This is a genomic window from Pedobacter heparinus DSM 2366 (assembly GCF_000023825.1).
GTDB lineage: Bacteria > Bacteroidota > Bacteroidia > Sphingobacteriales > Sphingobacteriaceae > Pedobacter > Pedobacter heparinus.
Genome location: NC_013061.1, coordinates 3,068,036 through 3,091,820 on the forward strand (window position 1 = coordinate 3,068,036; position 23,785 = coordinate 3,091,820).

Sequence of the window (23,785 nt, forward strand, 5' to 3'; positions counted from 1 at the left end):
ATTCCTATGAACTACAAAAAATTCATCAGAAATGCAGTTAAAAGCAGGCAGGAAACCAGCCTGGCTGCCTTTGCACTACTAGCGGGACTTGCAGCAGGTGCTGCAATAGCTGTATTATTTGCCCCAAGATCAGGGCGTGAATCCAGAAAACTACTGACAGAAAAACTCAATTTCACACAACAGTACGAAGGGAATGAGCTTGAGGAACACTTAATTGAGGACATCCGCAAAACCGCTCGCAATCATGCTGAGCATTTACAAGGACCTACTAATAAACGAAAAGACCCAACCCAGATCAAAGTTCCTTCAGCAGGCACAACAGCCTGGAAAAAAGCTATAGTTGAGTAATGAACACGGCTGGCTAAAGACTGGCCAGCCGAATCGATTAAACCAGGCGATTTTGTGAGCGACTTGCTCCTATCCGCCACTTTTTGGTGCGATCTAATACACTCACGCTGCTTACTTTCAGTATAGTTTATCAAAAACTAAATGCCTGCATCACAGCAACAGTTAGGCTACCTTTCTTCAAGGCTGTTAATCTGCCTTCCGATTTCCTGCACGGTAGCCTCATCAAGCAGGATATTCTGGTGTCCTGAGGTTTCATCATATTCATACACTGGGAATCCGCCAGGCTGCAACTCATCGGCAGTTATCGCCTCCCAGTTTTCACCATCACTTCCCATAAAGATTTCCCCGATTAAAGCACCATGATATACGAGCTTATAAGTGCCAGCTTCCTGAGGATGTATATTGATGTCTACCTGTGCTCCATCAACTCTGATAATGATATTAAAAGGATCCATAAATTGAGTTTTATGTTTTAATTATCCATAGGATGATGATTAGAACCAGGATTGGTGCCATCCAGTTCACCTAATCCGGCAGCGCCGCGATCAGTGCCTTGCTCATCCTGTTTAAAAGGCTTCCGCTCCTTTTCATCCTTATCTTTATCATGCTGATCGTCTGGCCCAGGTTCAAACTCAAACCCCGGGTCCACTGATTGGTTTTCAAATTCAGCATCCTTATTTATAATTACAGAATGATCTGTCTGTTCCGGTAAATTGGCTTTTATATTTTTCATAATTCCCTATTTAGTTCACAATCTGAGCGCTATCCGTATTTTGACAAGCCAGGAGACCTACATAAACCAACAGTATGGCAAAAATTTAACGCTGATTTTCGTTTTCATAATTACTGGATTAAGAGTTAATCGATCTATTAGCTATCAAGGCATTAACCTCCCGATCAAGCAAAAAGTTTTAAATACTGCTAAAAAAGCGTTATTAAACAACTACCCTCAGGAAATATACGTGGCTAAGCTTGAGTAGCACCATTGCCATTCATAACTTGTCTGGTTTTCGATTGTTGTTTAATAGACCTTCTACCAATGCCTTCCACTGGGGATAAGAAAACCCTATCTTAGCACCCCATCCTACAAAAGTATTGCGGACATTATCCAGGGAAAGATCTGTATCTGTATTGGGCACTTCGTTACGGCCATGTTCTTCAGCATAAATCGTATGACCAATACGCTTCACCTGGAAAGTAGAAGTAGCCTGATCGGTCAAAAAATGCGCAGTATCCTTGCTATCACCCAATGGATTGGCAGACGGTCTGGCCGTCATACTCAGCACTTCAGCATCATCCAGCATTTCGGATTTGATCTCTTCAATGGTGACCCAATCATACCCCTCACCCGCCAGGGAACCTGGACCAGGTATATCAATTCTGATGTGATCCCCGCCGGTAGCCTTGCGCTGCACGGGATTTCCTGCACCGTCGGTGAGAAAAAAATCCGACATTACCCCACCCGCAAGCTGCCTCCAGCGGTTCACGTCAAGTAAACGTTCCTTTACAATATTAAAAAAATGTACGGCCTCGGCCTCAGAAGAAAGCTCAATCTTTTCCACCGCATTCATTTCTGATCCGATTTGTTGAGGCGGAACATGTGAGGCCCCTGGATCGTTGGTTAGCTTATTAGTTTCCATATTTTTATAGGTTAGATTAATTTTTAAACCATCATAATTGTGGTGCACAAGTTTTTTCCATAGGTACCCGGAGGAAAGCTTTTTGATTTGGTCCCCCCTGCTATGTTGATCAAATTGTAATCCGTCCTCCGGTAACAGGTATGGTAGCCCCTGCTATATAGCTCGCATCTTGGGAAGCCAGGAACACATATGCAGGCGCCACCTCAGCAGGTTGACCAGCCCTTTTCATAGGCGTATCCTTACCAAATTCTTCGTGCTCTGGCATAGTAGAAGGGATTAACGGTGTCCATATAGGCCCCGGCGCCACTGCATTTACCCGAATGCCTTTACCATCCATCAACAAAATCTGGCTCAAATTAGCCGTAAAATTTTGAATAGCCCCTTTTGTGGCCGCATAAGGAAGTAATTGCTCACTTGGTGAATAAGCATTTACTGAAGTCGTATTGATAATGCTACTGCCAGGTTTAAGGTGAGGCTCTGCCGCTTTACATAAAAAGAACATCGCAGTGATATTGGTGCGGAAAGTACGCTCCCATTCTTCAGTTGGAATATCAGCCATTGTTTTTCTTGCCATCTGAAAAGCTGCATTATTGACCAGGATATCCAGTCCACCGAATTCTTTTACAGCCGTATCAATAATGTGTTGGCAATGAGCTTCATCCTGTATGTCCCCTTTCACTAAAATTGCCTTTTTGCCGGCTGCTTCCACTAGTCCTGCAGTAATATTGGCGTCCTCATCTTCCACATCATCAAGATAACTGATCAAAACATCCGCTCCTTCCCTGGCAAAAGCAATTGCCACCGCACGGCCTATGCCTGAATCACCACCAGTTATTATAGCCTTCTTTCCCACTAGCTTGCCACTGCCCTTATAGGATTCTTCTCCATGATCTGCCTGTGGACGGAGCCGCCCCTCTGTTCCTGGAGCTGGTTGGTCCTGCTTTGGAAAAGGAGGTTTAGGATATTTTTCTGCTGGATTCTCTAAGGGATTCTGTTGATTTTCCATAGTAATTGTTTAAATTGAAGTCCTGTTCTATTTTTGATATTCACTTCCACTGCGTCTCTAAGGAAGATCCGGTGGGCTCGTTATAAAACATTCAAGTAGAATTCCGGTTTATTATTTTTTAAAATTCTCCGGCTAGTCCTTTGGCCATTTAATCCAGAAAACAGCAGACCGCCACTACAATCGAACTAAACGTAGATGATAGGTCTCAATTTTTTCTATCGCTGGTTATTTACCCGCAATTGGTTATAATACAGCAAATCATTAAATATTTATCTACGAAAAACTTAAAATATAACAACAACATCAAAAACAGGATTTTTTTATAGATGAACTCAAAGACATCTACTGGGCCGAAAAACACTTGGCAAAAGCTCTGCCTAAAATGAAAAAAGCAGCGACGAGTCCAGAACTTGCAGCCGCCTTTGAAAAACATACAGAAGAGACCAATAACCACATCACTACCCTGGAGCAGGTATTCCAGCTACTCGATGAAAAAACCCAGGCAAAAAAATGTGATGCCATGGAAGGTTTACTAAAAGAAGCAGACAGCATTATAGAGGATATCGATACCGGCACACTGATTCGTGATGCGGGGTTAATCCTTGCAGCACAAAAACTAGAGCACTACGACATCGCCACCTATGGAACACTGATCGTATTTGCGCAAAACATGGGGCATAATGACATAGCCGAATTGTTGCAGTTTACTCTTGAAAACGAAAAGGCAACCGATATAGCCTTAACAGAAGTTGCCGAGAGTTTCGTCAACGAGCAGGCAGCAGCTGAATAACAACCCTTGATAAATCTATTGTAAACTTAAAAAGTTTAATATAAAAAAGCTATTGATTACAACCCTGATGGCTGCCTTTTGCTGGACAGCGCACCACAAACCTTCGCACAGGATACTACGCGTAGACCAGATACAACTTCAATGCCGTCAAGGCCACAATAATTATCTCTACTAAATTAAAAGCCTTAGACTGTTTATAGTCTAAGGCTTTTAAGAGAATAAGCAACTGTGTATCCAGCTGCTTACACCAATTTACAGCCATAACAGTTTCATAACTAGTAATCACCAGGGATTGTTATGGCAAATACAAGCATGCGGTAACTAAAGGTGCACCCCAGGCTATCCAAGTTACCCATCGCTGGCGTTTCGGTGAAGCCCTCACTAAATGATGACCCGGGAATATACCAGATTAAGTAGATCGTTAGTGCCGAAGATTGCGGAAAGCCCAGTAGTAATACCGGACGAATTGCCTGTTAGAGAAAAAGAAGTGGCTACTACCGGAATAAGGGCAACGGTTGGTCTTATCCGCCTATAGCTTTAAAGATTTAAAATTATGGAAGAACGCCAAAAAGATATTACTAGGGAAGTTTGGTCTGGCAACATTGAAGGTGGCAATCAAAAACATCGGTTTGTTCCAACCTATCGAAATACAATAAGTAACCCTCCCCTATTTCGAACGAATCTACTGACGAGAACCAAATGCAATAAGTTCGAAGCGCCTATTTCTGATGTGTAGGTTTTGATTGTTATAGCAATGAATTCAATTGCCGATTAGGCTATTTTAATTCACCAGCTCTTACAAAAAACAGATATCCTATTAGGATCATTATTATTTTAATATAGAAAAAACACTGACCTTGTATTGCTTTTTATTTTCGTCAAAAACTGCGGCCTTAATGGTACCTGGAAGACCAACCTGGAAAGGGACTGTATATTTTGGTGAATCATAAACTGGTTCCGTTCCGTCTGTTGTATAACGGATATCCGGTTCAAAGCTATCAGTCTTTAGTGTAACCAGGGCAGTTCCATTTTCTACATGCTTTATCAGGCTATAGGAAACATTCATTGCACTCCTGGCATAGTTTATTCCCAGAACTGAGTATCGTTTGTACTGAACGTTCATCCGCCTTTTAAAATCATTCCAGTTTTTCATTGCCGGGTCTGTCCAGGCAACCTCGGCCAATGCCGCAGCACGCGGATAGGTCATGTATTCAACCTTATCCGGAGAGTGGATAAATTCAGACCAGATATTCCCCTGTACGCCCTTGATGTATTTTGCTTCTTCTTTTGTCAGCGCTGCGGGAACAGGTTCAAAGGAATAAACTTTATCTAGTGAAACTATACTTCCAACTGCTAAGGGTTCCAGATAAGGTGCTCCCTGATAATAGTCAAAATACATGTATGCTGTTGGTGACATCACTACATTATGTCCCTGCCTTGCCGCAGCTACTCCTCCTGTTATCCCCCGCCAAGACATTACAGCTGCGTTAGGAGCAAGCCCTCCTTCAAGGATCTCGTCCCAGCCAATTATATTTTTGCGTTTTGTCAACAGAAAATTTTCAATGCGTTTTATAAAGTAACTTTGGAGTTCATGTTCATCTTTTAACCCTTCCTTTTTCATTCTTGCCTGACATTTCCGGCAAATTTTCCAGCGGTCTTTCGGACATTCATCTCCTCCAATATGGACGATGGGTGCAGGGAACAGTTCAGCAACTTCCGTCAATACATCTTCCAGGAACTTAAAGGTCTGCTCATTTCCGGCACATAAAACATCTTTTTGGATGCCCCAGTTAGCCGGGATTTTGAACGGACCGCCACTACATGACAATTCAGGGTAAGCCACTAATGCTGCCAATGAATGCCCGGGCATTTCAATTTCGGGAATAACGGTCACATAACGCTCTTTTGCGTATGCCACAACTTCCCGGATCTGGTCTTGGGTATAATACCCGCCATGGGGGGTATTGTTAATCTGTGTTGCGGCCCTGTTGAATTGGGTCCCCTCACGCCAGGCCCCGATTTCTGTAAGACGTGGATACTTTTTGATTTCGATACGCCATCCATGATCTTCGGTCAGATGCCAGTGAAATGTATTTAGTTTATGCATAGCCATATGATCAATATATTTCTTAATGAAATCAACTGAATAAAAGTATCGCCCCACATCCAGCATTAAGCCCCTCCACTCAAAACGGGGCTTATCGACAATAACTACACCTGGAATTAACGCCTCATTTGATGGTATCCCTGTTTTAAAAGGGATCAACTGGAGCAGCGACTGCAGGCCATAAAAAATGCCATTGGCTGTTTTTGCAGTTACGGTTATGGCGTTTTTTTGAACAGCTAAAATATATCCTTCTTTGCCCAATGTATCAGGAGCATTTTTTAAAGTCAGATGGATCAGATTTCTGGCGGGTACATTAGGCCCGGCATCCCTGGCAATTGTTAATTTGTTCTGTAAGCTTAACCGTTCAGAAAATAAGCCGGCTATCTTTTCCAGTTCGGGATTATTTAAATCAGTATATATTTTACTTTTAGCTGAGATCATAAAGCCATCATTAAGCCGCTTTATTGATGTTGGACGTGGTATGATGGAGAGTTCACCTGGCATTTGTGCATGGACCTGGTTTAATATCAGACTTAAAAATAGGATCAGGTTTATTATCTTCATTTTACTGTTTTTTATAGTTTATCGAAATTTAACGGCAACAAGCACGCGGTAATATTTTGCCACATGCCCTTTTTCCATGAACCGGTTATGTGATTTGTTTACTCCATAGTAATACAACCAGTAACGGTTTTTCCCGGCAGGTATCAATCCCGGATTTACACACCCCCATTTTACGTCTTCGCCGTGATAAAGGTCATCGGTGATATCGGCATCCATCAGATGGGCCTGCCCTTTTATCGAATATGCTACCCTTACACGGACCCGGTCCTCCTTTTCATTGAAAAATGTTGGCAGAAAAACCTGTAAGGAATCGTTGATGCCTGAGGTGGCGTTATTGTAGATATGAGGAAAATCCGGATATGGGCTTCTTAATATCACTTCTGGTTCCTTGATTACCCTCCAGTTACGGTCTGCAATGGCATGGCCGATAACCCGGTACCGAATATGGTTAACTACCTCCCACATCCGCAGATATATATGGTATAAAGAATCCTTTACCAGTACGGAAAACTGGCTGTCAAACTTCTTATTCCATAGAACACGCCTGTCTGTCCATTTGATCCCATCTGCTGATTCCATATAGAAAGTTTTCTGCTTGCCCCCGTCAGCAGGATCCCTTGCGGTAAAAAGCATTTTATATTTCAGTGGCGAATGTCCGTCTATAAATACATCCTGTTCTACAATACCGTCCTTTTTAGGAAAACCGCTCCCAAACAGGATGTTATTTTTATTGCCGGGCACTGCCTTTGTCCAGTCTTTGCCATTGGCTGAATAAGCATAGGGCAGATACCCTGAATAATCATCATTGCGGCGATTGTCCCATGAGGAATACCACATCTGCCAGTTGTGCTTACCGGTCTTAAGTACTTTATAATAAGCTAGGGTTTGCTCCTCCCAGGGCTTTTCTTGCCGGAGTACAACTTCCCTGGTACCGGACAACACTTCCAGATCAAAAGGGGCACCGGCATCGTTATACGTTTTTAAAGGCGTCCTGACACTTGTACAATAGTTAAAAAGCATTACAACAGCCAAACAGCTGAGCACGGTCTTCGAAATCTTTTTCATAAGCATTACCAGTATGGGGTTTGTGTAATGTCCCTGTTCATGGTAAGTACCGCCTGCGGATAAGGGAAAAAATAGTTTCTAGGACTGGTAAAACTTCGCTTTTCAACCTCGGTCCTGATATAAAAACTGTTATCTGAAAGGCTGGTCCCGGCAGCAGTGTTCATTCCTGTTACAGACTGGCTATTTAACGTTTCTGCCAGCAACCACCTGTTGATATCAAAATACCTGTGGGTATCAAATGCCAGTTCTATCCGTCTTTCATGTCTGATCCTTTCCCTCATCTGGTCCTGGGTAAGGTTTGCAGGCAGATTAGGAAGGCCCGAACGGTTGCGGATAAGGTTTATATATTTGTAAACATCAGATACGGGGCCTTCTGATTCGTTCAGTGCCTCTGCATAATTTAGATACACTTCGTTCAGCCTAAGATAAACCCATGTCTTCTGTGCCCAGACACCTTTAGGGATATCAACAGACATGTCAATAAATTTTTTCATCAGATAGCCGGTCTTCGCATAGGCGGCAGGGCTTTTTGATTTCCCGTCAAGGCCAGAATTCCAAAATTGTACCTGCCGCGTTTTGAAATAGGAACCGTTGTAAATGATACTTGCATAAAACCTGGGTTCTCTGTTTACATACATATTCCGGGTCCCGGCCAGCCATCTGCCCTTAGGGTCATTGGCAGCTGCATAACCTAATTCTATATAGCCAGAGCCGTTTTCGGTTATAGCCAGGCCATTGCTCATTTCGTAATCGTTAACAATTTCCTGTGTCGGGCACAACTGCGACTGTCCGCCAAATCCGTATGGATATGCCCATTTTTCCTGTTGCTGATAATTTCCCAGGTTCTTTGCAAAAAATATCTCGGAGTTCCAGTTCTTGTTAAAAGCCCCTGAATAATTTAAAACAGGATCATTTGAAGGATCGGTATATAAAATATACCCGGCAGCTTCAGCCTTCTCTATACATTCCTTTGCCGCTTTTGCCGCCACGGCCCATCTATCCTTTTCGAAATTTGTCAGAAATAAATGTTGTCCATACCTGTTTTTAAAGCTTGCATACTTCGGGTTTCCATTGTATAACGGGCTGGCTGCGTACAATAATATCCTTGATTTTAAAGCAAGTGCTGCTGCACCGTTCGCCAGGCCAAATTTACTTGGGATCAGGGCCTGGTCTAAAAGTGAGGCCGCCTGATCAAGATCAGCAGTCATAAAACCGACAACATCAGCAACCGGGCTACGGTCCAGTGAAACAAAATCATCATCTGTTTTATATGCTTTGTCTGCTATAATTGTTGGTCCGTACATCCTGAACGACATAAAATGAAAGAAGGCCCTTAAAAATAAGGCTTCACCGATCATTTTATTTTTCTCCACCTGGTCCACAGGCGTTTGCCCTATGTTTTCCAGAAAAAGGTTAATTTTTCTGAGCACCTGATAGTGATATTGGTAATCAGCTAAAAAATTGGCCGGCGAGTAAGAGTTGTTGTTGAGGATCTGGGATGCGGCGGCCGGACTCGTGATTTCCATATCATCGGACGAGCCCGTAAAGGGATTAAAACCAAGCGCCCCTTCTATCGGGTTAATCTCCAGTGGCAATGAAACATAACAGGAATACAGCCATCTTTCAGCATAATTTTTATCGGCGAAAACCTGGGCTACAGTAAGGTCTTCATCTGGCGTTTTATCAAGAAAATCCTTAGTACACGAAAGCAGCGCAGTGCTAACCAGCACAATAAGCAATAGGGTATATATATTTTTCATAATCTATAATTTATAATCCAATTTCCAATCCAAAACTAAGCACCCGCTGTATGGGGTATTGTCCGGTACCATCATCAGATTCCGGATCTAAAAATTTCAGTTTATCAAACGTTAACAGATTCTGTGCTGTAACTGATATCCTGACCTGGGTCATGTATTTTGGTAAAAATCTTTTTGGTAAACTGTAGGCGAATTGTGCATTCTTTATACGTATATAACTGGCATCTCTCATATAACTGCTGGATTGTTGTTGGGAGATAGGAACCGGGACTTCACCAATCCTCGGGTATTTGGCATTGCTGTTATCCGCCCCGGCCACCCAACGGTTAGCATAATATTCGCCCAATATATTTTCCCTTCCGCTGCCATATACATATGGTCTGATGGATGCACCGTTCAAAAACATATTTGTCTGGGCAGCGCCTTGGATCAGCGCGCTGACTTCAAATCCTTTGTACCTTACAACTGGTGTAATCCCATAGATGACCTGAGGAAATCTTGGATAACCCAGATAGGTCTGGTCATTGAGATCGATTTTATTGTCGCCGTTGAGGTCCTTAAATTTCAGGTCACCTGGCTTTGGGTTCCAGGCATTTGCAGGGCTGTTATTGATATCCTCCTGGTCCTGATAAAAGCCTTCTGTTATAAATGCAAGCCTGCTTCCGATGGATTTACCTTTTACTTCCAGGTTGGGATATAAAGGGACCGGTGAGTCATTATCGATAATTTTATTTTTTGAATAGGTAATATTGCCGCTCACTGAGTAAAAGAACTTTGAGTTTACCGTTTTTTTATAGGTTACCTGTGCATCAAAACCTTTGTTCTCAATGATACCAATGTTACCAAAAGGTACTGAACCGCTTAAAAAACCAATATATGCAGGAACTTGCTGTCTTTGCATCAGGATACCCGTTCTCCTTTCATGGAAAACATCTGCCTGCAGCACAAAATTGCCATTCCACATTTCAAGATCGAGTCCGATATCTGCTTTTCTGGACGACTCCCAGGATACATTTTCATAACCTGTTTTACCTTCTCCGTAACCTACATATCCAACTTGCGACTGTCCCAGCAATAAAGTGCCCTGGTTCTTGTTGATGGTAGACAAAAACAAGAACCTGTTGTCGCCAATCTGGTCATTTCCCACCTTGCCATAGGAGGCCCTGATCTTCATGAAGCTGATTGCAGAAGAACCATTCCAGAATTTCTCGCGTGTGGGTACCCAGCCAACAGAAACTGAAGGGAAGAACCCGAACCGTTTTCCTTTCATAAAATTTTCAGAGCCCATATACCCTGCATTCAGCTCTGCAAGATAACGCTCATCAAAATTATAGGTCATTCTTGCTGCATAGCCCATTGTCCTATATGGCAATGCAGCTATAGAGTTAGAGGTAATAAGTACATTTTTTTCACTTATCGTATGGATAAGCATGGCGTTGACGTTATTTCTGCCAAAAGCCCGGTCGTAATTCACCGCAGCTTCCATCCACTGGTTGCTTGTACCGGCAGAACTGTTCGCATAGCCAAGCGGGGCTTCGTTCCTGTAGGTGATATACTGGTCTTCACCGTTGCTGTCCTTACCGGTATACTGTTTGATGGCATAGGGCTTTATTCTGTCTTTGCTGAACTGGTTGTTGTGGTCGTAAGAATATTTGATACGTGCTGACAAACCTGTAAACAATAAATTGCCCAGGTTCCATTTCACCTCAAAAATTGACTGGACATTATTCCTGGTCTCAGAATTGTACCCGCTTTGGGTTACATAACCATAAGGATTAGGGATCAAAAGGTCTTTCCCTGCCACTGATCCATCTGGATTTACCTTTGGAAAGGATATCGGGGAAACGGTTTTGATCGCATTAAATATGCCATCTGCCGTAACACCAGGAAAATTACGGGCCTGCTGCACAGAGCCTACGCTTAAGAACAGGGATATATCAGAACTTACGTTTACATCCACATTTGCCCTGAAGTTGTATCTCTTGTTGGTGGCATTGGTATTAAATTTCTGAAGGTCATCTTCTTTAAATACCCCGTTCTGTACAAGCGCCCCTAAAGACATGTAATACCTGGCGGTTTTATTTCCACCGGATACACTCAGATTATTGTTGTATTGAAATGCATTTTTATTCAGTATCTCATCCATCCAGTTTACATTGGGATGAAACCAGGGATCAGAACCATCCTGATACTTCTGCAGGTCTTCTGCGGTATATGCCGGGTTCTTTCCGTCATTTTTAAGGGCTTCATTGGCCAGGGATGCATATTCATAACCGCCAATATATTCCGGCACCCGCAGTGAAGATGTCATGGAGCTTTGCGAGAAAAAGCTGACCCTTGGTTTCCCTTCCGCTCCCCTTTTTGTTGTAATTAGAATTACGCCATTTGCACTCCTCAATCCATACACAGCTGTAGCCGATGCGTCTTTTAATAAGGTAATGCTTTCGATCTCGGTGGGGTTGACCCAATCCAGCGTGCGTTCAATACCATCAACCAGTACCAATGGCCTGGAATTTACCCAGGTCCCAAGCCCTCTGATGGCTATGGTTGATTGGTCTGCGCCTGGTTCTCCCGATGACTGCCGGGTTATTATTCCCGGCAAAGACCCACCCAGTGCATTGCTGATAGCTGCAACGGGCTGTTTCTGTATGTCTTTGGCCGAAACTTGTGAAACTGCACCGGTCACAGTAACCTTCTTTTGCGTGCCGAAGCCAACTATGACCAGTTCTTTAAGGGCAGAAGGGAGCTCCTTCAATACCACATTAACAACATCCTTGCCGTTCACCGCAACTACAGCATGCTCAAAACCGACATAACTGAAAATCAGCGTATCAGTACCGGCAGCAGTTATTGCATATTTTCCGTTTACATCTGTTGCAGTCCCGGCATTTGATTTTCCCTTAATTTTAATAACTACACCTGACAACGCGATATCTAAAGTATCCGTTACCGTTCCTCTTACTTTTATTTGTTTTGTACTTGATTTTGCATCAGTATCAGACAATTTGCCGATAGCGGCAGATTGTTTCAGTCTTACAACAACGGTTTTATCTTCAAGCGTATAAGTCAAAGACTGCGACCCGAAGACCTGATCTAAGGCTTCAATAAACCCGATATTTTTAAAATCGACACTCAGGGGCTTGGTATGGGCAAGAATTTTATTGTTGTAAACAAAGTCGTACCCTGATTGCAACCTCAGGTGTCTGATGATTGTTTTCAACGGGACGTTGGTTTTACTGAGGTTGATCTTTTGTGCAAATCCAGATGCGTTTACCTGAAGCATAGAGGCCATTAACAGTACGGTGGTTAGTCGCATAATTAGCAAAATTTTACAGCACAGCCGATCAGGCCTGCCCGGTTTTTCTGTATATTTTTTATACATTAGCATTAGTTTGGTTTTTATGCAGCATGCTTCTTGCTTCGAAACTTTAAGCACCTGCGGTCAAATAGTTGATATATTTTTATTGGCTGTTGCCAAACGCAACCAGCCCCTTGCAAAAGTGGCTGGTTGTTTTTCGAAAGGAGATCTGTGCTGCAATCAGGGAAAGAAAAATTTCCTGATGTGATACGGCAGGTTGACCAGCTTATCGCCTGATGCGCCTAAAGTAACGGTACCACCGCCATTGATCAGCAGCTGATTGGTAGAGGGCCTGTACACCGCCACATCTGTTGTGCCATCACCATCATAATCTCCTGGTGCCGGGATATCTCCGGAATTACCCCATGCGATATTAAATAACACACTTCCGTTTGCAGGATTACGGGCAATCCATTCGCGGGTAGATGGCCTGAAAACCAGAATATCTGTTTTTCCGTCACCATTATAATCGCCCGGAACTGGAATATCGGTAGAAACGCCCCAGGTCCTGTTAAAAAGTACACTTCCATCGGAAGGGTCCCTGGCGATCCACGCTCCTGCGCTGCGCCTGTAAACCACAATATCTATACGTCCGTCTCCGTCATAGTCACCAGGAACAGGGATATCCGTTGAAATTCCCCAGATGATATTGAACAATGTCCCTCCTGAATAGGCCCGTCCTATCCATGCGCCCGTAGATGGTCTGTATACAGCAATATCGGCCCTGCCATCTGCATCATAATCCCCCGGTACAGGGGTATCTCCGCTTATTGAACCCCATGCATGGTCAAATAATACAGATCCGGTAGCAGACCGTGCTATCCATTGGCCTGTAGAAGGTCGGAAGCTGGTAATCTCGGCCTTCCCGTCTCCATTATAATCTGCCGGGACAGGAATATCGCTGGACACGCCCCAAGTAGCATTACTCATGCCGGCTACCTTCCAGGTCCCTCCGCTATAAAGCGTGAGTTCTGTTTTTCCGTCCTGGTTAATGTCACAAGTACGACTGGCCCTTTCATCATGGAACAGAGGCAGCTCAAACTGGCTGTTGGCATCAGTCAGGAAAAAGGGGCTGATGCTGCGGTTCTCCAGATAAGGGGAATAAGTTTTTACTGTGACCTTATCGTTTTCCGGAGAGATTTTTATCAGCCGCATATACCCGTTTCCTCCGTTGCTCACCCCATCGGGATCTTTATAAAACTGGTAGTCAGAGACCATCGTTTTTACTGTCTTGCCATTGTAAGTATCCTGACGGTATCCCTCGCCGTTCACATGGCCTCCAAGAAACAGAAAAAGATTCGGAAGGCTCTTCAGACGGTCATAGATTGCTTGCGCCTGCGCCGAAAAAGGATGAAAATCATTGTTGTAATCGTATTGGGAATGGCCACCGGTAACAAAATGGGTAGTAACAATCGCTTTTCGGGAGGGGTAGGTAGTCAGCAGGTTATAAGCCCAGGTATTAACCGCATTCCATTGCTGGTTATTCAGGTCATATTCGATGCTGATGGCGATAAAATCAATGCCCCCTGCACTGAACAGGTCATAATGGGTATCGTTATTGGTCCCGTAATTCCCTCCATACCAAGGCTTTCCAGTAAAATGCGCCACGCCAAAATATTGATTGAACTGATTGGTTGTACTGGTAAGTGGCCCCCCTCCGGCATTCGATCCATTCGGATATTGGTCATGGTTACCTACGCAGGGACCATAGGCAATGCCTGCCGTATCCAGTTTATATAAAGCTTTGGCATTGTTGGGCCATTGTACACTGCTGTTGTCCCCGTTATCTGTCATGTCGCCAACATGTGCAACATATGCGATATTTTCAGTGGTTTTGTTGTCAATGATCCATTGTATCTGGTCAAGGTACATATTCATGTTTATCTTTGGAGTAGCTGGTGTACCTTCCACATAATACTGCGTATCTGACAAAACGACAATGGTAAAATCCGACCCTGAACTGACCTGGCCTGCCACAGCAGACCTTGATGCGGCGTTTTCCTTCGATGTTACTTCCAGATTATCAAAATCCTTACAGCTGACAGAGGATATGCCTATCATCACCGGCAATACAGCTTTTTTAACCAGACTCCTGTATTTAGTTAAACAAATAAAAGTCTCATTTTTCATGATTATGCAATTTTTAAGTTAAATCAATTATTTAATGTTCCCCAGAGCTGAAGTAAGTTGCCTGATCAATGCGGTTTCTTCTGGCCTGTATGGACTGCCGTCACGATGAAAGATCTCGTGGAACCAGATATCAGGGTCTGCAGTGTAGTTTTTGTTCCAGCTGTCCCAGGCAAATTTAGTTTGGGTCTTTCCGTCAACAAGACCCCAGTTGATTACCCCGACATTATACTTTTTTGCTATTGGCATTGAGCCCTGAAATGTACTGTGGTTTCCCCTGGCCATATATTCGGTACATATCACTGGCCTGCCATAGGGCAACAGCCATTTGATGCATTTCTGAAATGCTTCAGCACTTTCATAATTATGGAACGTAATGATATCGGATTCTTCCAGCTGCAGTTTATCGATTGCTTTGATCCTTTCCGGCGACCAATCTCCTGCCCATACTCCTGATGTTAGTGGCTGGTCCGGATTTACCGAGCGCGCCCATGCAAAGGTCTTCCGCAATAAAGGCAAGACATAATCCGTTTTATTTGCCAGCTCGTTTTTCAGGTAAGAAGACTTGTTCATGTTATCGGGCTCATTCCAAACGTCCCAAGCCAGTATCCTTTTATCCTTTCTAAATTTTTTGATGATGCCTTTTACATAGCTTTCAAGCCGGGCGTAATGGCTGGAATCTTTCAGTGCCACGTAGCCCGGACTCTGGACCCATCCCGAGTTATGTACATATGGAAGCGGCTTAGGCTGCGCTCCCAGTTTTGGGAAAGGGTCCCAGCAGGAATCGAACAACACAAACATCGGCTTTATGCGGTGCTTTTCAGCAATCTTTAAGAAAGTATCTATGCGTTTGGAGAAGCCGGCTGCGTCTTGTTCCCACAACAGGTCGTGCAAATACACCCGCATGGTGTTCATGCCAATGGCCGCAGCCCACTGGAGTTCCCTGTTGATCGTCAGGGTATCAAAAGATTCCGCCTGCCACATTTCAAGTTGGTTGATTGCCGTACTTGGGATAAAATTGGCGCCTACCAGCCAGCCTTGTTTTGTATACCATTGTTTTGCTTTTTCTTTGGTCCATTTCACACGATCTTGTTTTCCTGGCTGTGCCCATAAGGCATTGTTTTGTAATAATAACCCTATAACCAATAGCAGTACAGGGTTGATTTTCATAAATTTCATCGGGTTTGGTTTTATAACATTTTCTGGGTTTCAGTGCTTTTATATGACCCCGGATTTTCTGCATATAAGAAATTTGGAGTAACCGGGCAAAAAACCAATAGGATCAGCTGCTTATTCGTATCCGGGGTTTGGTGTCACCTTTGGTTCCAGGCTTAAAGTACTTTCTGCAATAGGGAATAACAACAGATGAGTTTGCCCGGTCCGGCTTTGAAGTGAGGGGATCTTTTCGAAAGCCTTTCCGAAACGAACAAGGTCCCACCAGCGTTTACCCTCAAAAACAAGTTCTAAAAGCCGCTCCGTCAATATGGCCTCATCATTCTGTTCTTTTGCACCATTGATAAAAATGTGCGCATTGTAATTTGCCCCGTAGGCCCTTTTCCTGATTTTATTGATTTCCGCCGAAGGATCCTGGCCCAGTGCATTTTTTGCTTCAGCTTTCATCAAAATGAGATCGCCATAGCGGTAAATGATGATGTCATCCTGAAACTGTCTCACACCAGATACAACAGTACCTCTGAACTTGCTGATAACAGATCCGTAATAGGTATGATTGGCATCGTTAAGGTAAATCTCAATAAACGAAGCATTTTTACGTACATCGTCATTAGTAAACTGAAGCCTGGCAGTATTGGAAATATTAGTATAGGGCTGCCCGCCAAATATACCGATTGCAGCCTTGGTAGCAGCATCGGTGTTGTTGGTCATAAAAGTGGCGGACATATACATATCCTGGTAGATATTGACCGGAGATTCGCTGACCTGGAACCGTGTCGCCATCATGATTTCTTTATTGCCCTTGTTTGCGTAATCAAAAATACTTGAAAATGGCTCAAGTAAAGCCACGTCACTGGTTTCGGCATCATTAATTGCCGTTAGCGCAATGTTAAAGTCTGTTGTTCCGCCATTGAGCATTTTACCGGTCCATAAATACACATCTGCTTTTAATGCATTGGTAGCTGCCCTGGACCAAAAAAACCGTCCGGTAGTATAGTTGTTATTGGGATAAAGTCTTAAGGCTTCTTCGATATCATTTTTAATGAGCTTAAATATTTCCGCTTTGTCGGTACGGGGCCTTTGTATACGCTCCGCATTGAATGATTCTGTAGGTTCGGTAATCAATGGAAGGTCTCCCCAGGTTTTAACCATAGTGAAATAAACGAATGCCCTCATGGCGTATGCCTGTGCTAAAATCTCATTTTTTGCCGAAACTGAATTGATGGCGATATCAGGAATGTATTTCAATATTAGATTCGCATCGTGCACTACTGTGTACAGGCCCTGCCAGGTTGGGAGCCCGGGAGTTGATTTAATTAAGGAATTCTGATAATAATAAATGTAATTACCTACCCCGGCGATGCTTTTGTCTAAAACGTCACTTCTTGCCTCTCCCAGCAAATAATAGTTCGAGGCCATTTGCGAGCGCAACCTGACATACATCCCTACCTGGGCCCCCTTTGCATCATCCAGGGTTTTCCAGAATGAGGCATTTGAAATCTGGCTGATCGGTGTAAGCTGTAAATCTTCTTTACACGACGTTAATGACCCCATTAAATATAATAGTATTGCAATATGTAGCTTTTTCATATAAATGAATGTTAAATGATATTAAATAGAAATATTTACACCGAATATGAAATTTCTGGCCACAGGATACCGCCCGACATCCAACCCCCCATCTTCAGGGATCATACCTTTGAACTTCGTAAAATAATGTAGATTATTCCCGGTAATATTAAACCTGAGATTGTTTAATTTAATTTTCCGCAGAACCGACTGGGGTAAGCTATAAGATAAGGTTACCTCTCTAAGTGCAATATAGTCACCTTTCTCATAGAATTGTGAATTCCCTCTTTCTACGTTACGTTGTGCCTGCTGGTCGGCATAATAATATTTAGGGATATCTGTGACATCTCCAGGATTCTGCCATGACCGGAGTACATCAATCGATAAACCGTTGTCGCCCGAAGCCTGTTGTATACCAAACAGCCGCACCCCGTTAACTATGGTATGGCCGGCAGTATAATCCATTCGCACGGAAAGGCTGATGTTTTTATAAGTAAAATAATTGGAAAATCCACCTGTTAAGGTTGGAAACTGATTGCCCAGATATACCCTGTCCCTTTCATCAATAATCCCGTTTCCGTCAACATCCTCCCAGTTTACATCCCCTCCGTACTTGGTTTTATCAGTTCCGACAACGAGCATATCCACGGGACCCGCAGCAGCCTCGGCATCAGTTCTGTAAATGCTGGCTTGTTTATAAGCATAATAATCACCAATTCTACCGCCCTCCTGGAGTCCTCCCAGCCAGGCGTAGTCTTGCCTGGCTGGATCGTAGACATAAAATCCTCCAATCCTGTTATTTTCCACGCCATTGTCTGGAAGCTTTAAAATTTTATTTTTGACTTTGGCCGCATTAAAAGAAACGCTCCATTGAAATGCTGCATCTACAGGCAGCGGACTGGCCGTAAGCTCCAGTTCGAAACCTCTGTTTTGCAAACTGCCAAGATTTGTTAAGACGCTCTGAAAACCAGTTGATTGCGGCAGGGAGAAGCTGGTCAGCAAATTGTCCGTTCTTCTTATGTAATAATCAAACAGCAAGCTAATGCGGTTATTTAACAAGCCAAGATCCAGTCCGACATCTAAAGTTTTAGATTGTTCCCATTTCAGTTCATTGTTAGCGATGGTTGAATTCTGGATTCCTGCCAGTCCGCCGTATTGTAGCCCTACACTGTATTGGCCCTGGGCCTGGTATAACCCCAACCCGTTTATATTGCCATTGACACCATAACTGCTCCTGAGCTTTAAACTGGATATTGCAGCAGGAACCGACGTCCAGAAGTTTTCTTTATGTACATTCCAGCCCAGAGACACACCGGGGAAAAACCCGAATTTGTAATTGTCCCCCAGGTTTGAAGCTCCGTCATACCGGGCATTGAAAGAAAGTAAATATTTTGAATTGTAATTATAATTTACTCTTGAAAAATATCCGATAATGACCTGTTCGGCCTCCTGCCCCCTGACCGCGGTTGCTATAGCGGCAGAATTCAATGTTGGCACAACATCAGTCGAAGCGCCCTGGCCTGTAGCTCCAATCGTTGCAGTTTCCTTACCAAAAAAAGAAAACCCACCCTTTATCTCAAAATTATGCAGGTTTTTGAATGATTTATTATACGTCAGGACTGCATCTGCCTGTGTTTGTGTTTGTTTGGCGTAATCGCCTGTGGTACTTCTTGTGGTATTCAGGTTCACTCCCGCCAGAAAGGCCTTTCTGAATGAACGTGCATCATTTTGAATGTTATAATAAGAAACTTGGGGTTCAAAAACCAACCCCGGCAATATCGCCCATTTCGATCCAAGTACTATTGTAGTAAAATTTTGTGCATTTTTATTGACGAAGGTCCCTAACTGGTATACCGGGTTAGCAAGGTCTTCAGACCGTCCGGGGGCGATGGAGCCATCTTCAAATATAAACTTGGCCGTTCTTGGCAATAAAGTATTTCTTCCAAACTGTATGGATTCGCTGTTTACTGCATTGTTGCCCGTATTTGTATACAACAATCTTCCAAAAACTGATACATTGTCCTTGAGCTGAAGGTTGCCGTTCATATTTACAGAAAGCCGTCTGAATTTTGTTGTTATCGCAATCCCGTCAGTACTGTTATAGCCCAGACCTGCATTGAAAGTAGCCTTGTCCGTTCCCCCTGAAGCAGTAATGTAGTGATTGTGGGCAATGCCGGTACGGTAGAGCGCTTCCTGAAAATCGGTGTCCTTAAAAATAATGGTTTTCGACGGATCTACCGGGTCAACCATAGACTCCCAGCCTTCGCTCAGTTTATGCTGGTTCTGAGCTGTAAGGTATTGAGTAGTATACAATGTGCTGTTGGTCAGATCATTCCCTGTACCCCCACTGCCGGCGACCGATAAAAGACTTACCCTTGCAGGTATTTTTCTAGCTGTGGCAAGAATTCCGAGGCGGGCAAAATAGATATAGTCCCTTGCATTCAAAAATTCGTAGTCCCGGATAAGGTGGGACGATGTGAGGTCATAGCTATAGGAGATTTTTGACGCTCCTGCTTTTCCTGATTTGGTCGTAACAAGAATTACCCCATTTGAACCGCGTGCGCCATAAATGGATGTTGCGGCAGCGTCTTTTAAAACCTGAATGGATGCTATGTCTTCAGGATTGATATCGTTCATATTGTCCCTTATCACACCGTCAATACTGTACAGGGGATTGGCCCCATCAGGATTTGCTATGGAAATCCCGCCCCGCAGCACAACTTTAGGACTTGCCCCTGGCTGTCCGGATGATGTCTTGACCGTCAGTCCGGCTATATTTCCCTGTAATGCAGACGTCGCGTTAGCGTATGGCACATTTTCTAAAACCCGGTCATCGAGTTTGGAAATCGAAGTTGTTAAGGTTTCCCTTGATTGAGCCCCGTAACCTGTGATCACAACCTGGCTTAATACCGAAATATCTTCAAACATAACCACGTTAATGGAATTTTTTCCTGCTGTTTCAACTTCTTTAATCTTAAATCCTGTGGCAGAGAATATCAGGATGCTATTTTTTTCGGTAACATTGATTACAAACTCCCCTATCCCGTCAGTAATTGTACCGGTGTTGGTTCCTTTTACCTTAACAGTTATCCCCGGAAGTGGCTTGCCGTTATCGTCAACAACCTTACCTCTAATATTTATAGATGAAAAGGTATCTGACGATCTAACAATAGCGGCAGGTTGTTTCAGTCTTACAACAACGATTTTATCTTCAAGCGTATAAGTCAAAGACTGCGACCCGAAAACCTGATCTAAGGCTTCAATAAACCCAATGTTTTCGAAATTGACACTCAGGGGCTTGGTATGGGCAAGAATTTTATTATTGTAAACAAAGTCATAACCTGATTGCAACCTCAGGTGTTTGATGATTGTTTTCAACGGGACGTTGGTTTTACTGAGATTGATCTTTTGTGCAAATCCAGATGCGTTTACCTGAAGCATAGATGCCATTAACAGTACGGTGGTTAGTCGCATAATTAGCAAAATTTTACAGCACAGCCAATCAGGCCTGCCTGGTTTTCCTGTATATTTTTTATACATTAGCATTAGTTTGGTTTTTATGCAGCATGCTTCTTGCTTCGAAACTTCAAGCACCTGCGGTCAAATAGTTGATATATTTTTATTGGCTGTTGCCAAACCCGACCAGCCCTTTGCAAAAGTGGCTGGTTTTTTCAATTACTTTCTCAGCGTAATTTTACCATCCTGTTAATGTTTTAGTTTATATTTAATTATTAGCTCCTATTTTTATTCAGAAACATATATTTTTCTATCCTGTATTTTAAAATGAACACCTCCGGCACGTTCCAATATACTTAGGACCTTTGAAATGTTTTCATACCTGGATACGGTACCGCTAAAATTGTCTTTAGGGACCTTTCCCTCATAAACAACCTGAACATCGTACCAACGTGCCAACATGACCATAATCTCAGAAATTGGCTGACTGTCGAACATGAATTTATTATTTTTCCATGCTACAGCAATATCAATGTCTACGTCCGATATGCTGATTTCATCGCCGGTTGACACAGATTGTTCGCCAGGTGTTAAAACCCTGTAGATCTGACCTGTATTTTCTTTTGTTCCTGAAAGTGGCCGCTGAACAATACGCACCGAACCTTCCAGCAGTGTTGTTTTTATGTTACGGTCTTCCGGATAGGCGGTAACGTTAAAATGTGTACCCAACACTTGAATTTCCTGACTTTTTGACTTCACAATAAAAGGTTGCTGTTTATTTTTGGCAACTTCAAAGTATGCTTCTCCACTAAGTATAACTTCACGTTTTTCAATCTTTGAAAAGCTTGAAGGATATCTAAGAGAAGAAGCCGCGTTAAGGATTACACTTGTACCATCGGGCAAACGTATTTGATAAGTTTCTCCTCTGGCAGTGGAAAGCTCGTTTATTTTATTCAATGCGTTTCCGGAATCTTTAATCTCGTAAACAATTTGCCCTGAGTTAGTTTTGGAAATTGTAACTCCCGCCTCCTTAGCAATTTCGCCGTTAACAACATCGGTTAATTTTATTTTTTTGCCACTGGCTAATGTAAGCGTAGCACCGGTTCTTCCAGGAGCAATATCAGTTTGTGTTACAACTTGCGGTTTGCGAGTAGCGATTAGATCAGGGGAATAATACCAAACACCAAAAATAATTGCTGATACCGCAGCAGCTACACCAATAATGCGAGGCCAAAGCCTAATTTTCTCAATTGAAACCTCGTCTTTAGCAAGATATAACCACATTTCAGCTTTAATGACTTCCAGTTCTTCTACAGTAAAACTTTTAGGGTTGCCTGTATCAAAGCCCTGAACCCAATGTAAAAGACAATTAATTTCCTCTTCTGTAGCATTACCTTTCTGGTATTTCTTCAATAACGCCTCTGCTTCCCCGTGTTGCATAGTAGATAATTTGTCTTATTTAGTTCTAAGACGGATAACAATAGCTTAGGGGTTAGAAAGATTGAAAAAAAATAATCTAAAAGCGAATCATAAACATGAGATATACAAACAGACCAAGTTTAACTCGCAGTATTTTCAACGCATTTTTAACCTGGCTTTTTACTGTCTCCTCAGATATATTCAGTTTAGCTGCAATTTCTTTGTGGCTTAGGTTCTTTTTTCTACTTAGTTCAAATATCTCTCGCATTTTATTCGGCAAAGCATTAATTTCCTGATCAATGATGGCTGATAATTGTTTTAACCGGATCAGATCATCTGTACCTTCTTTTACTTCATCTATAAAGTTTTGTAATGAAGCCAAATAGTTACGAGCGGTTTTATTACGGGAAATCTGATCAAGGATTTTATGTTGTACGCAGGTATACAGATATCCCACCAAATTACTTTTAACCATCAGGGTTTCCCTCTTTGCCCAAATCATAGCGAAGGCTTCCTGTACCGCATCCCGTGCCTCCTCTTTATTGTTAAATTTTTTAAAGGCATGGATGTATAGGAGACTGTTATATCTATTAAAAATTTCCGTAAACGCGGTACGGTCACCTGATTTGAGCAAATCGGCAAGTTCGGTGTCCGAAAATCTACTATATGCTTTCATGAATATTACAATCCCTCTTTATAAAATTAATGAATATATTTTTTAATACATAAAATAATTCAGTTGTAGTGTATATTTCGTGGAAAGTATGGTGCGGATGGGTGTCAGTTTAAATGCGCAATCCGCGGTCATTATCAGGTTATCTTCTACCGGGTCATTGCTCCAAGGCAAGCTGATCGCGTTTTCAATAGACTAGTAATCCCTTAAGAAACCATTTGCAAATGGTCGCAATCTCACTATGCCTGAATGCAGCACATTTTATCCAGCCCTAAGTTGATTCCCCAACTTGTTTCCATTAGATTACGGAATTCTCTTGCCAGTAATAAGATGCGTTCTAAGCCAGATGATAATTTACCGTTGTTGATGCACCTATCTTTTACTTAACTGGATACCAACAGAGACATATCGAAAAGATTCGATAGATTGAAATGAAATGATTTCTAATTTACCATCATATTGATTCTATTCTCTTGCCCCAAGACCATAAGTTGGAAAGGTTCATTTACAGTAAAGTTTTTTACAATTCCAAAGTTTACAAATCCCACTTCGCTTGGTCCTTAAGAAATTACCGGTCCATTGCTCGTCCAGTTATCTACGCTTCCCCAAACGTCCAACACCATATCATTGATGCCATAAGCAACAACTCGACTGGCACCAGCCGCCCCCCTATTCCAAATTTGCTATCAGAATTGTATATTTCAGGGAAAGTGGTTCTTCTCCGATTTTG

At 42.8% G+C, this 23,785-nt stretch carries 15 protein-coding genes and 1 pseudogene; 2 read left to right on the forward strand and 14 right to left on the reverse strand.

Going from position 1 to position 23,785, the window contains the following annotated elements; genetic code table 11:
• The first annotated feature begins 6 nt into the window (after positions 1–6).
• Positions 7–348, forward strand: coding sequence for a YtxH domain-containing protein (locus PHEP_RS13020; protein WP_015808445.1), 342 nt, complete (start codon positions 7–9; stop codon positions 346–348).
• Between the two features lie 167 nt (positions 349–515).
• Here PHEP_RS13020 and PHEP_RS13025 read toward each other — a convergent pair whose 3' ends face one another.
• The 4 genes from PHEP_RS13025 to PHEP_RS13045 all read right to left on the reverse strand — a co-directional run bounded on the left by PHEP_RS13025 (position 516) and on the right by PHEP_RS13045 (position 2,994).
• On the reverse strand, positions 516–803 hold the full coding sequence (locus tag PHEP_RS13025) for a hypothetical protein (protein WP_015808446.1): 288 nt from the start codon (positions 801–803) through the stop codon (positions 516–518).
• A gap of 17 nt (positions 804–820) precedes the next feature.
• Positions 821–1,081 (reverse strand): hypothetical protein, encoded by a 261-nt coding sequence (locus PHEP_RS13030; RefSeq protein WP_015808447.1) that lies wholly within the window; start codon positions 1,079–1,081, stop codon positions 821–823.
• Positions 1,082–1,340: 259 nt separating this feature from the next.
• A complete protein-coding gene (locus PHEP_RS13040) occupies positions 1,341–1,988 on the reverse strand; it encodes a hypothetical protein (RefSeq protein WP_015808448.1) in 648 nt (215 codons plus the stop codon).
• A 109-nt stretch (positions 1,989–2,097) separates the two neighbouring features.
• On the reverse strand, positions 2,098–2,994 hold the full coding sequence (locus tag PHEP_RS13045; RefSeq protein ID WP_015808449.1) for an SDR family oxidoreductase: 897 nt from the start codon (positions 2,992–2,994) through the stop codon (positions 2,098–2,100).
• A gap of 313 nt (positions 2,995–3,307) precedes the next feature.
• Here PHEP_RS13045 and PHEP_RS13050 point away from each other — a divergent pair.
• Positions 3,308–3,784, forward strand: a pseudogene (locus PHEP_RS13050) (YciE/YciF ferroxidase family protein); the annotation flags it as partial.
• Between the two features lie 829 nt (positions 3,785–4,613).
• Here PHEP_RS13050 and PHEP_RS13055 read toward each other — a convergent pair.
• From PHEP_RS13055 to PHEP_RS13105, 10 genes are all read right to left on the reverse strand, one after another.
• Positions 4,614–6,455 carry a beta-N-acetylhexosaminidase gene (locus tag PHEP_RS13055; protein WP_015808450.1) on the reverse strand — a complete coding sequence of 614 codons (1,842 nt, stop codon included), beginning with the start codon at positions 6,453–6,455 and terminating at the stop codon, positions 4,614–4,616.
• Between the two features lie 18 nt (positions 6,456–6,473).
• Positions 6,474–7,520, reverse strand: coding sequence for an exo-alpha-sialidase (locus tag PHEP_RS13060; protein ID WP_143715747.1), 1,047 nt, complete (start codon positions 7,518–7,520; stop codon positions 6,474–6,476).
• A gap of 5 nt (positions 7,521–7,525) precedes the next feature.
• Positions 7,526–9,280, reverse strand: coding sequence for a RagB/SusD family nutrient uptake outer membrane protein (locus PHEP_RS13065; protein WP_015808452.1), 1,755 nt, complete (start codon positions 9,278–9,280; stop codon positions 7,526–7,528).
• 10 nt (positions 9,281–9,290) lie between these two features.
• Complete coding sequence (locus PHEP_RS13070) at positions 9,291–12,596, reverse strand: TonB-dependent receptor (RefSeq protein WP_162141657.1); 3,306 nt, start codon at positions 12,594–12,596, stop codon at positions 9,291–9,293.
• A gap of 222 nt (positions 12,597–12,818) precedes the next feature.
• Complete coding sequence (locus tag PHEP_RS21665; protein ID WP_015808454.1) at positions 12,819–14,768, reverse strand: FG-GAP-like repeat-containing protein; 1,950 nt, start codon at positions 14,766–14,768, stop codon at positions 12,819–12,821.
• 27 nt (positions 14,769–14,795) lie between these two features.
• On the reverse strand, positions 14,796–15,944 hold the full coding sequence (locus tag PHEP_RS13080; RefSeq protein WP_015808455.1) for a cellulase family glycosylhydrolase: 1,149 nt from the start codon (positions 15,942–15,944) through the stop codon (positions 14,796–14,798).
• Positions 15,945–16,055: 111 nt separating this feature from the next.
• Entirely contained in the window at positions 16,056–17,528 is a 1,473-nt protein-coding gene (locus tag PHEP_RS13085; protein ID WP_015808456.1) for a RagB/SusD family nutrient uptake outer membrane protein, read from the reverse strand.
• Between the two features lie 21 nt (positions 17,529–17,549).
• Complete coding sequence (locus PHEP_RS13090; protein WP_015808457.1) at positions 17,550–20,981, reverse strand: SusC/RagA family TonB-linked outer membrane protein; 3,432 nt, start codon at positions 20,979–20,981, stop codon at positions 17,550–17,552.
• Positions 20,982–21,251: 270 nt separating this feature from the next.
• Positions 21,252–22,403, reverse strand: a complete 1,152-nt coding sequence (locus tag PHEP_RS13100) for a FecR family protein (RefSeq protein WP_015808458.1) — start codon at positions 22,401–22,403, stop codon at positions 21,252–21,254.
• Between the two features lie 76 nt (positions 22,404–22,479).
• Positions 22,480–23,058 carry an RNA polymerase sigma factor gene (locus PHEP_RS13105; protein WP_015808459.1) on the reverse strand — a complete coding sequence of 193 codons (579 nt, stop codon included), beginning with the start codon at positions 23,056–23,058 and terminating at the stop codon, positions 22,480–22,482.
• Between the last annotated feature and the right edge of the window lie 727 nt (positions 23,059–23,785).

Excerpts from the sequence above, each read along its gene's own strand:
- PHEP_RS13030 (WP_015808447.1), bottom strand. The coding sequence starts at position 1,081 with ATGAAAAATATAAAAGCCAATTTACCGGAACAGACAGATCATTCTGTA.
- PHEP_RS13080 (WP_015808455.1), bottom strand. The coding sequence starts at position 15,944 with ATGAAATTTATGAAAATCAACCCTGTACTGCTATTGGTTATAGGGTTA.
- PHEP_RS13065 (WP_015808452.1), bottom strand. The coding sequence starts at position 9,280 with ATGAAAAATATATATACCCTATTGCTTATTGTGCTGGTTAGCACTGCG.
- PHEP_RS13045 (WP_015808449.1), bottom strand. The coding sequence starts at position 2,994 with ATGGAAAATCAACAGAATCCCTTAGAGAATCCAGCAGAAAAATATCCT.
- PHEP_RS21665 (WP_015808454.1), bottom strand. The coding sequence starts at position 14,768 with ATGAAAAATGAGACTTTTATTTGTTTAACTAAATACAGGAGTCTGGTT.
- PHEP_RS13060 (WP_143715747.1), bottom strand. The coding sequence starts at position 7,520 with ATGAAAAAGATTTCGAAGACCGTGCTCAGCTGTTTGGCTGTTGTAATG.
- PHEP_RS13025 (WP_015808446.1), bottom strand. The coding sequence starts at position 803 with ATGGATCCTTTTAATATCATTATCAGAGTTGATGGAGCACAGGTAGAC.
- PHEP_RS13055 (WP_015808450.1), bottom strand. The coding sequence starts at position 6,455 with ATGAAGATAATAAACCTGATCCTATTTTTAAGTCTGATATTAAACCAG.
- PHEP_RS13020 (WP_015808445.1), top strand. The coding sequence starts at position 7 with ATGAACTACAAAAAATTCATCAGAAATGCAGTTAAAAGCAGGCAGGAA.
- PHEP_RS13100 (WP_015808458.1), bottom strand. The coding sequence starts at position 22,403 with ATGCAACACGGGGAAGCAGAGGCGTTATTGAAGAAATACCAGAAAGGT.
- PHEP_RS13090 (WP_015808457.1), bottom strand. The coding sequence starts at position 20,981 with ATGCGACTAACCACCGTACTGTTAATGGCATCTATGCTTCAGGTAAAC.
- PHEP_RS13105 (WP_015808459.1), bottom strand. The coding sequence starts at position 23,058 with ATGAAAGCATATAGTAGATTTTCGGACACCGAACTTGCCGATTTGCTC.
- PHEP_RS13070 (WP_162141657.1), bottom strand. The coding sequence starts at position 12,596 with ATGCGACTAACCACCGTACTGTTAATGGCCTCTATGCTTCAGGTAAAC.
- PHEP_RS13085 (WP_015808456.1), bottom strand. The coding sequence starts at position 17,528 with ATGAAAAAGCTACATATTGCAATACTATTATATTTAATGGGGTCATTA.
- PHEP_RS13040 (WP_015808448.1), bottom strand. The coding sequence starts at position 1,988 with ATGGAAACTAATAAGCTAACCAACGATCCAGGGGCCTCACATGTTCCG.